The organism is uncultured Dysgonomonas sp., assembly GCF_900079725.1.
Classification (GTDB): Bacteria; Bacteroidota; Bacteroidia; order Bacteroidales; family Dysgonomonadaceae; genus Dysgonomonas.
Genome location: NZ_LT599032.1, coordinates 1,141,702 through 1,153,073 on the forward strand (window position 1 = coordinate 1,141,702; position 11,372 = coordinate 1,153,073).

Below are 11,372 nucleotides of genomic sequence, written 5' to 3' on the forward strand. Positions count from 1 at the left end.
ATGGCTAAAACAATAAGCATACTAGATAGTTTAAAAAAGTATGGAGTTGCAAAAGAAGAAAAAATAACTCCTAAAGAGATAATAGAAAATCAAGTCAAAGATTTATTTTCAGTAGCAGTCTTAGATACTCTGGCAGGAGCAAACCCAGAAGCAACAATCACTTCCATTCACAAAGGTTATTTTATGATTTGGGGTTCATCTCAAGGTTTCACAGATGAATACAGACTATCTAATTTTATCCAAAAGTTGCCTCATGGAATTGTAGACAAAAAAGCTACAGGAGTAGGTGCAACAACCTTAGAACTCAAATCACCCAGACATTCAATAATAGTAGTACCTACAAAGAAACTAGCCTATAGCAAATTTAAATGGGCTGAAAATAATCTGAACCCTAAAAAAGTACTATATGTTGGCACTTCCATAGGAGAATTTACAGACAGGGTAAGTAAAGATGAAATCATTAATTATTTGGAGCAAAATACTACTCAGCCTCTAAAGTTTTTAGTGGTAGCAGACAGCTTAGATTATTTGATGAATATACTAGGGGAAGAAGCCTATAAACATTGCTTCCTAATGGTAGATGAAATAGATCTTCTCCAAGCAGACAGTAACTACAGACCTAATTTAGAAACAGTAATAGACCACTATTTTAAGTTTGATGTAAAGAACAGATGTATTGTAACTGCTACAATGGGTGAATTCTCCAATCCTCTATTCCTGAATGAATGCAGATTTGAAATAGAAGAATTATCCCACAAGAAAAGAGATATAAGGCTTATACATATCAATCAGTCTAACAGCATCAATCATGCAGTCACAGGGTTGATAAAAAAATATCCAGAAGATAAGATATTGATAGCCTATAATACAGTCTCACAGGTAAAGAATATTATATCTATGCTGGATGAATCTACACAGAAGGAATGTGCTATCATGTGCAGTGAATCAAGCAGGAATGATGCAGGAAATTATTATTACCCATTGAAAGATGATTCTACCTTACCCAAGAGAATCAATTTTATGACATGCAGCTATTTTTCTGGAATAGATATTAATGATATATACCACCTTATCACTGTTTCTAATGTAAAATATGCACACCAAATGCTTACTACAAAGAAGATAACTCAAATCTATGGAAGGTGCAGGGTTAAAGATGGGATATTAAGTGATACTATAATCTATAATACTACTGACTATGAGCCTAAGTTTAAAAGGACTACAGCTAAATATAGAAATACACTGATTAAAAAGGCTAATAAGATCTTAGATGTAATAAAAGCTACTGATATTATACAGGATAAGGATAAAGATTTGGAGGACTTATTCAAAGTAGTAAAAAATGCTATTTCTGATAAAGCCCTTGAAACCCCATTCAGAGGTCAGCCAATTCCACTTATAAGACCTACTATAAATGAAGGAAAATATGACATAGCCTACCTTAATATTGATTTTCTGGTAGAAAGAGAACAGCTATTTAATGATTTATATGTTAATCAAGAGGAACTATATAAAGCCTTAGTTTCAGATGGACATCAGGTCACAGAGATACAATATAAAGATAATATGACTGATGAAGAAAAATCAGCAGAACAGGGAATAGACAACCATTTCACAGATAGCAGAAAAGAATTAATAGATTCATTACAGGCTGCTTTAGTTGCAGACTTGAAAGAGAAAGCAGAGAAGCTGCCTACAGGTGTTCTGAATAAATATGTTGCAGAGAAACTAAGAACCTGCACTAAAGAAGAGAAACCTATCCTTGAAAGATTTATAGATTTGAACGAATATGTAGAATCTGATAAACTATTAGACTACCTCTATGAAATAAGGCATATGAATATTAAAGCTTACAAGGGGCTTATCAATGCTATTATGTTCTGGTGTCTGGCAGAAGACCACCCTCTAAGAATAAGTATGAGAGAAGCCTTTGAAACAGGAAAAGGATATACACCAGAAGAAATACATGAGAAGATAGAACCAATAGTCAAATATCATTTCCACAAGACTATAAAACCAAGAACTTCTATCAGCCTATTTAAGGCTTATTTTGAAACATCCAGACCAAGGAATAGCTATGTAGCCATAAAAGAAAATCCTCTGAATTTTGAAGAGAGAAAGATCTCTATAGACAAGGTAGAGAATAATTTGCTTAGATATTTTATAATATAGTAAATCTCACTTAATTTGTATATTTAATAAAAAGTAAATGAGATTTTGAATTATTTCCTAACATAATGGATGAGAGATGGGGTGGTTGTATAGGGTTGTAAGAAATATTGTAGAGAAGTTTAGGATGAATGGAGACTCTCATGTAGTCTTATACATAAAGAGAGCTTATTCTGGATATTTTGCCCTTATACCAGATAACTTGGATATTGACAATCATTTAAGAAACTACCCTCTTGTTGATTATAGTGCATTTGAATTGAATGGAGACAAGATTTTAAGCTCAAAAGGACTTAAATTTGACAAGGATAAACTAATGTATCTTATTGGTCTGATTAGTGCTATACCTGCAAAGAATAAAGACTCTATTACAAAAGATGGATTTATACCCCTTAATTCAACTTATCTTCAAAAATTCTTTAAAGATTATAAAGACTATTTAGATTATTTGATTGATACAGGAATTATTATCTCAGATGGTTATTATATACCAGAAGAAAAATCTATTGGTTATAAATTCTCAGAAATATATGAGAATACAGATTTAGTTAGATATTCATATAGAAGATTTGAAAATAGTATTGAACCTATTGAGGAATCAGTTTATAATGAAGATACAGGAGATTTTGAAAGAAATCAATTATTAGATTGTTCATATTTATCCCATTGGTATAATGAAAGAAAACTGAGAATTGATTACCAAAAGGCTAAAGAATATGGTAGAATATTGAAAAATAAAAAATTACAGGAAGGGCAAGAAGCTTGGGATATAAATAGAGACTCTGGAGAGAAGAAAAATCCAATAAGCCAATATAATGCCTTGATTTATAATGTTGAAGCAGTACAGACTCATGATTACAAAGCTAAGATTGACTCAAATATTCATAGATTACATTCTGTATTAACCAACATACAAAAAGATTATAGGAACTTTATAACCTATGATGGACAACCCTTAGTCTCAATAGATATAAAGAACAGCCAACCCTACTTAGTTAGTGCATTGACAAACCCTAATTTCTGGTCAAACACAAACCCCAATTTAAAATTCAGTCAAATGCCCAATAATATTCAAGGGTTATTCAATACACCTACAACATTCAACATAACCCCCATATCCATTATGTTAGGAAATTTCTTTGACAATCTAAGTCCTTCTGATTTTGATGAATACAAAAGGATTGTTTCATCTGGAGAGATGTATGAAACTGTGCAAAGGTGGATTTTAGAAGAAAAGGAAATTGATATATCCAGAGAAGATGCTAAAACAACTATGTTTACATTAATTTTCTCCAGTAACAGGGATAATCCTAATGATGAAAACCATTGGTTAAAAGTTTATTACAGAGAAAAATTCCCTTCTATTGCAGAATTATTTAAAATAATAAAAAGACAATATAAAGGTGTTGATAGGAAAAAACAGCATGCAAGATTAGCTTGCCTTCTCCAATCAATAGAAAGTGAAATTGTATTGCATAGATGCTGCAAAAGGATATGGGAAGAAGGGGAGCAACAAGTGCCTATATTTACTATCCATGATTCAATAGTAACCACTAAAGGAAATGAAGATTTTGTAAAAAGGATAATGGAAGAAGAGCTAACCAGAGCAATTGGAGTCCCTCCCACATTACAGGTTGAAGAATGGAGAGAAAATAAATTAAAACACCAAGACATATTAATACAGATAAATAGCTAAAAGCATGAATAATAAAGAAAGACTTTTTGAATTAGTTCGTAAAGAAGATGTTGTATTATGGATTGGTGCAGGCTTTTCTAAATATGCAGGTTATCCTATGGGAGGAGAACTAGCTCAAATAATATATTCAAATTGCACAAAAGAAGAAAAAGAAGTTATTGGAGGTAATAAAGCACTCCAAGATATTGCTAATGATTTTGTAAATATAAGAAATGGCTCTAGGAATCAATTATTAGAGCTATTAAAAGAAAATATAATCTATAATAAACCTACATCTACAGAATACCATGATTTACTTTCTCAAATACCTCATATAAAAACTATTATAACAACAAATTATGATACTCTTTTAGAGGATGCTTATAAAGAAAGGGGACAAAAAATAGTTATTGATTCAGATGTTCCTTATATAAAAGAGGATAAAACTTCAATAGTAAAGATTCATGGGGATTTTACTAATTCAGATAAGATAGTTATAACCAAAGATGACTATACTAACTTCTATAATATTGATTATAATACCCCTATTTGGCATTTAATAAAAGAAAGGATTGTAACAAAGACAGTTGTGTTTATTGGCTATGGAATGGAAGATTCTAATATTTCAGCAATCTTTAATAAAGTCAGTGATACTCTAGGCAGCAATAAAAAAGAAATGTTTTTTATTGCCCCTAATCTCCCATCTCTCAAACAAAATGAATTAGTAAGGAAAGGTATTTGTTATGTAAATTCTACAGGAGAAGAGTTTATTAGTGGACTTATAGAGAATATAAATAACAATTTACTATTTGATGTTGAAAGAAAATATGTGTCGCTAGATACAGCCAATAAATATACAGTTCTCAATTCAGGGATGTATGTAGGTGTTAAACCTGTGGCAGAAGGTAATATTATTGAATCTTTAAAACCAATAACAGGAAAAGCTTTAAATCAAATTTTCAAATTTAATCTTAATGATAAAAACTTTTCTGAAAAGATAATGAACTCCTCTATCACTGATGAAATTGTAATTCCAGCTGAGTTAATAATGAATCCTCAAATGGTCATAAATGGAATTAAACATCCTTTATCTGACAGACTCAAAGAAATAACACTACTTCCTATACCAGAAAAAACTTTCATTAACTTTTATTTTAATGATACAGATGAATTCACAGATATACCTGTTGACTTTTATAAAGGAAAAGGAGAGTTGAAACTTAAATGTAGATTAAAAGCAGGAATATTGACTGTATTAATAACCTTAGATACTGAAAAAGATGAAATGAAATTCTCAATAACTTCAGAGCATAAAGATAATGGCAAATTAGGTAGAATTAATGATGAAATACTATTCTACAAACTCACATTAAAACTATTTGAAGGGAATAAGATGAAACTAGTTACAGGTAACAATTTCAGTATATCTTTAGACATTCCTCAAATGGAATTTGATAAAGCTATTATTAGAAGGCTTGAATATCTAGAGAGATTAAAAATAATAGAAAAACATTATTCTGTTATTTTTGACAATCTAGTTAAAATAACTACAGCAGATTATAAAAATGTAGATTTAATCTATAAAAATATTGTTCATAACAATATATTGGACAATTCAGAAGATGGCACAATCTCAATAGAGACTTATAATAGGTCAGGAAGAAAAGATTACAAAAAAGATATTTTAAAGAAAGATAGCTTTGAGGCTGTTAATGATAAAAAGCAAATAGCAAATCTACATGGGCATAAATTAGACATAGGCTATCAATACATAAAAATAGAAGAACCTATATATCTTAATAAAGAAAGATATATTTCTGGAAAAGACAAAAGATTACATGTTTCATGTAAAGCTAATAAATGTATTGTCTGTTTTATTGAGAGCATTGAATAATCTCAGGAAGTAATTAAATAGATAAAATTTAGCTTCACTGACTCCTTTCTAATTAGTATAATATTAACTATTCTTACTCTTTGAAAAATTGAAAAAAAAATTTTATTATTTTTTTCAAAAAGTTCTGTATATCCACAAGCACTAAATAACCAAACTACACCCCCTCCATCTTTTGCAGAGATGGGATAGTCCCCCTGCACAACAACAACAATAATATTTAAAGTTATGAATGGACTAACATTTTTAGAAAGTTGGAGTGTGAGCCAATTTAAGCAAAACCACCATGTAGAAAAGATTGAGATTAAGAAAAATGAAGCAACAGGAAAATGCTTCTTTGTCTATGGATTTGAAACAGGGGCTTGCAGTAGTAAGGTCAAAACAGGGGAATTGAATAATCCTGTAATATCACAAGTCTGTGCATCTGAGACAGGAGAACTGTTCTATCTTCTGCATCAGAAAGGAGAAAGCAAGGCTATGACTTTAGCTGTATTATAATAACCAGATACAGGGAAGATTAAAGTCTTCCCTTTTTATTTTAAAGTATATTTTACTCACTTAGATATATAAATAATATAGAAACAAAGTGAGCGTATTAATCATTTAATAAAAATTTTACTCCATATGGAAACAATACAATTAGTACCAGTAAAAAGCAATCATAGAGAAGTAATGTCCTCTCAATCCCTTCCTTATCAAGATATAATAGAAATTACACATACCTGTGACTGCAATCCAAGCCCTTTTATAGAAGCCAATACCAAAGAGGTAGGTTTATATCATTTGAAGCATGAATGTATTGTACCTGTCTTTTCTAAGGATAATGAGGTTACTATAAGCCATACTAACTTTATAGAAACAGTTTGGGATGCTGCAAGTAGTTTCTTTCCAAATGAGACTATTTTACAGCCAGATATAAGAGTTTCTCATGTAGTCAAAGGTAGGATTCCAGGAGCCATAAATAAACCTGTCAGTCAGCTCTTAGAGAGTGATAAGACTATTTACTATGAAAGGATGGCTTTCTGTTTTGAAGTACCTACAATTTATCAGGATATAGAAGGAAACAGGCTTAATCTTTCCATTGGTGGAGTAAGAGCCTTAAACCATGAAAACCTTTATTCTAAAAAGAGTGTAGAGAAGTTTAAGATATTTATAGGATTTAAGAATCTGGTTTGCACAAATCTATGTGTATCTACAGATGGCTATAAGTCAGAATTAAGGGTTATGAGTTTGGAAGAACTATTCAAAGCTTCTCTATTATTATTTCAGCAATATAACCCTAACAGGCATTTGCAACTTATGTCTTCTTTTCAGAATTCTTACTTAACAGAACATCAGTTTGCACAGTTGATAGGAAAAAGTAAGCTTTATCAATGTCTACCTAATGCACAGAAGAAGTTATTACCTAATATGGAATTTGGAGATACTCATATCAATGCAGTAGCCAAAGCCTATTACAATGATAAGAATTTCAAAATAGAAGAGGGTGCAGATGCTATTAATTTGTGGAAAGTCTATAACCTGTTTACAGGGGCTAATAAGAACAGTTATATTGATAATCTATTGGATAGGTCTTTGAATGCTACTGAATTAGTAGAAGGTATTAATAGGGCTTTGCATGGAGATAGGGAGTATAGATGGTTTATTGAGTGAAAAAAAATATTACAAACTGATTATTTGATTATATTTATATCATAAATCTTAAACTGAATATTATGAGAATATATTGTACATGTCTGTTATTTTATTTCTCTTTTTCTCTTGGATTACAAGGGCAAATTCCATCTATGGATAATCTTGACATAAAGGAATTTACTTTCTTTTATAAAGATAGCATTAAGAATGAAGTAACTTTTGGTAATTATGAACCTACAGGAATACTCTCTACTAATGATAACTCACTAATAGTTTCAACTCAATTTTCCATTTCTTTTCCAAATCAATACAAAATGCCTGATCAACATAAGATAGTAGCATCAGAGGCTTATACTAAAGAGTATTTTGAGGAACAGAAAATATACAGGCAAAAATCTCATGTTAGTAGTGGTAGTATTTTTAAGTTAAACTCCCAGAGAAAAAAAATCTGGGAGACCTTCTTTAAAGAAAAGAGAGTAGTTAGAATTAAACTTTTATCTGACAGTACTATTTTAGCTGTAGGAGAAGATGTGTCAATGAATTTATTTTGGATGGCAAAACTAGATCAAGAAGGTCAAATTTTATTTGAAAAGCAATATAAATTTAAGAGACAACCTAATATTGAGAATATAGAAACAGATAGTCTAAATAATGTATACTTATTACTTTCAACAGAGAGACTCAACCTTATTTCTGTTTCTAAAATATATGGAAAAAGGAAGATTCATTTTTTTAAAGAGACAGAGAATGAGAGTGATTTGTATTTAGTTAAAATTTCATCTAAGGGAAGGATGGTATGGAAGAAAGCTATTGATAACAGGAAGAATTACATGACTTATGGATATGATCTTCTGTTAAAAAAAAACATTTATATAACCTCTCGATATGAAGGTTTTGAAAAATTAAAAGGGGTAGAAAATATAGATGAAGGTAGAATGTTATACAAGTTGGATAGAAATGGAAATATAATTGATAAATCTCAGATAGACAACAAAAGGCTATTATTAATAGACAATCAATTATATTTAACAACATTCGAACATGAAGATAGCTTAGTTTTATATAAACATAGCAAGAGCTTAGACTACTTACCCTTTAGAACTATTCTATTAAAGGACATGAAAAAAATATGGATTCAGAAAGCTCTATCTGGAAAAGAGTTCAATTATATTGTAGGCACGCATCATCATAATTTAGGGTGCTTATTAATTGAGCTAAATAAACAAAGCCAAGCTATTGGATATTGGAAAAATTCAGAGAATAATTTGCCTAGTTTTGTAGATGCTATATTAACAAGAGATAATTCTGTAATTATTGTTGCAAGAGAATATTCAAAACCTAATAAAGAAATGAACAAATCTGTAAATTCTGTCAAAATCTATGAAATAGAGAAAGATTAATCTCACTTACATCTATATATAACAAATAATCTAAGTGAGATATAAGATAAAGAGAGATAATTTTTAGTTATTGCTGTAGTACAATTAGAAATTTATCTCTTTTTTATTATTGTTGTATTAGCCTCATTCAGTAATGGATGGGGCTTTTTAATTATTAATTTATGGAATTATTTTTACAAATAATAGGTCACATTATTATAGGGTATATTATTATGTATATAATATGCTATGAGGATAGACCTACTAGAAAGAAGAAATAGTAAACAGAGAAAGTATTATTTAATGAATTTATTATTACCCTAACTCACAGCCACACCTATATATGAATTGGAAGGACTTAAATCAAAAAGTGGTTGAATATTTGATGTATATCTGTTTAAATCTTGTATTTTTGCAGTATACTAAGAATTAAATAATTGCTAATGAATATATAAGTTTAACTAAGACATATTTTTAGAAAGAAGTATTTGCTTTTTACTAGTGTAGTCCTAAAATACCACATCAAGACATCACAGCAGTAACAAAGTAGGTGCTACATCTTTTATAGGTGTGGTTTTCCTTATTTTGTGTGATGTGGGTAGTGGTATACCTAGGACTCCAATCTAAGTGTTAAGCCACATCTTCTTTTTGTGGGTATGCCTATTAAAAAGAAAACATTATGGAAGATAAAACAGACTCAAAAAGTATTGAAACAAAAAAGAGGATAGCAAAAGAGATTATTCTCAATTTTAAGTTATTAGGTATATGCTGTTTACTTAGCATTCTATTCTATATAGGATACTATTCTGCAAACAACCCTGAAAACCTATCAAGACAGGAAAATAGTGAAAAACTCACTGACATTGAAGTGATAGCAAATACTCAAGATATAAAAGATACAACAGAACTGAATACATCTAGTTTAAAAGGAATTAACCATCCTGAACCAGACTTTGGGCTTTCTACTAATGCAGCTGATTATGTAGCTAGACAGAAAGCTTTTAGACAAGCCTCAGCTCCTATGCAAGATGTAGGATTTGCTGGCGTAGGAGATAGTAAATACGATGAACAAATTACTTCTCTAACTGAATTAAATAATCTACATGAAACTAGAATGGAATTTTTCAAAGAAGATGTAAAGAATAAAACAATCAATTGTTTTTTCATATGTATTTCTATTCTCATATTAGGTAGATACATCTTAATAGGTATTTCTTCTGCTAGTAATTGGTTAGAAAAATATTCCAAATAAGTATATAATGAAATAGTAAGTAGCCTTTAATAAAGTGTTAAAAGTATTATGTTAGCTAATTTGTTTTTAGATACAATACTTGTATATTTGTTTCAGAAATACAAAGTGATTTTATCAATGGATGTGAAAATAATTCTAAAAGATCTTAGATGAAGAATTATAATAAAGTATTTATTAGTTATGCTAAAGAAGATATTGAAGCAGCTAATAAATTATATGATTATTTGAAAAGGTTTTGCTTTGAACCATGGTTGGACAAAAAGGAACTCCTTCCTGGACAAGATTGGAATTATGAGATAAGGAAAGCTCTTAGAGAAGCTGATTTCATAGTACTGATGTTATCAAATATATCTGTAGCTAAAAGGGGATATGTACAGAGAGAATATAAATTAGCATTGAAATACTATGAAGAAAAATTAGAATCAGATATTTATATTATTCCATGTAAAATAAATGACTGTGATGTCCCTGAAAGTTTATCAAAATATCAGTGGGTAGAGTTATATCGTAGAAGTGAAAAAGATGAATACTATCAAATAATCCAATCTTTAAATATACAACAACAAAAATATCTAAATGTAGATAAACTCAAAAGTATATTAAATACACCTTTAGAGTATAAAGAGATTGAGATTAAAGAAATGATAAAAGAAATATATCCTTATACACAAATAGATATTAATTACCCACAATTCATACACACTGAAAATATTGAATTAAAGATCCTTAACTCTATAATAGAAAATATTATTTACCCTATTTATACAAACTATAAACTATATTCAGCCCAAAGTCTCTTAAGCAACTCTTTGACAAGTGATTATACATTAAATAGTGAAGAAGGAGATTTATTTAATTCAAATAATGAACTTGAAATAACTTATAGTTTTAATATGTTATCTCAATCTATTATCAGTTTTGATATATGGAGAGATTGTTATCAAAGTGGAGCTGCACATGGTTATAAGTATATAAAAGGTCATAGTTATGTCTTAAATCCTTTAGAAGAAATTACGATTGAAAAGCTTTTTGATAATGAGGAAAGTGTTCTTAATAGTTTTCATGAGATTTGCCATGAAAAACTAAAAGATGATGCTTTAAATAGAGAGGTAATAGAGAATAGAGAAGAAGAATTTTTCATATTAGAAGACTCATATCCACTGAAATGGGAAACCTTTGATAATTTTTATTTAACTAAAAATGCTATTACTGTGATTTTTAACCCATATGAAATTGCAGCATATTCTTGTGGACATTTTATAGTATCAATTAATTATGATGAAATTCTTTCGATACATCCCAATTTAAAAAATCTACGAAAAATAAAGGAATTATGTAATCAATAAACTTTTTCTTCTATCTATCACATAG

The 11,372-nt window shown here is 29.6% G+C and carries 8 protein-coding genes; all 8 read left to right on the top strand.

What is annotated here, in order from left to right:
• The 8 genes from QZL88_RS04995 to QZL88_RS05030 all read left to right on the top strand — a co-directional run bounded on the left by QZL88_RS04995 (nucleotide 1) and on the right by QZL88_RS05030 (nucleotide 11,347).
• On the top strand, nucleotides 1-2,172 hold the full coding sequence (locus tag QZL88_RS04995) for a hypothetical protein (RefSeq protein ID WP_296938929.1): 2,172 nt from the start codon (nucleotides 1-3) through the stop codon (nucleotides 2,170-2,172).
• Between the two features lie 76 nt (nucleotides 2,173-2,248).
• On the top strand, nucleotides 2,249-3,865 hold the full coding sequence (locus QZL88_RS05000; protein ID WP_296938930.1) for a hypothetical protein: 1,617 nt from the start codon (nucleotides 2,249-2,251) through the stop codon (nucleotides 3,863-3,865).
• 4 nt (nucleotides 3,866-3,869) lie between these two features.
• Nucleotides 3,870-5,738: an SIR2 family protein gene (locus QZL88_RS05005; protein ID WP_296938931.1), complete on the top strand. Its 1,869-nt coding sequence runs from the start codon at nucleotides 3,870-3,872 to the stop codon at nucleotides 5,736-5,738.
• A gap of 225 nt (nucleotides 5,739-5,963) precedes the next feature.
• A complete protein-coding gene (locus QZL88_RS05010) occupies nucleotides 5,964-6,233 on the top strand; it encodes a hypothetical protein (RefSeq protein ID WP_296938932.1) in 270 nt (89 codons plus the stop codon).
• A gap of 126 nt (nucleotides 6,234-6,359) precedes the next feature.
• Nucleotides 6,360-7,388, top strand: coding sequence for a DUF3871 family protein (locus QZL88_RS05015; protein ID WP_296938933.1), 1,029 nt, complete (start codon nucleotides 6,360-6,362; stop codon nucleotides 7,386-7,388).
• A 62-nt stretch (nucleotides 7,389-7,450) separates the two neighbouring features.
• Nucleotides 7,451-8,770 (top strand): hypothetical protein, encoded by a 1,320-nt coding sequence (locus tag QZL88_RS05020; RefSeq protein ID WP_296938934.1) that lies wholly within the window; start codon nucleotides 7,451-7,453, stop codon nucleotides 8,768-8,770.
• Between the two features lie 658 nt (nucleotides 8,771-9,428).
• A complete protein-coding gene (locus QZL88_RS05025; protein ID WP_296938935.1) occupies nucleotides 9,429-10,001 on the top strand; it encodes a hypothetical protein in 573 nt (190 codons plus the stop codon).
• Between the two features lie 149 nt (nucleotides 10,002-10,150).
• Nucleotides 10,151-11,347, top strand: coding sequence for a TIR domain-containing protein (locus QZL88_RS05030; protein ID WP_296938936.1), 1,197 nt, complete (start codon nucleotides 10,151-10,153; stop codon nucleotides 11,345-11,347).
• Nucleotides 11,348-11,372 lie beyond the last annotated feature (25 nt).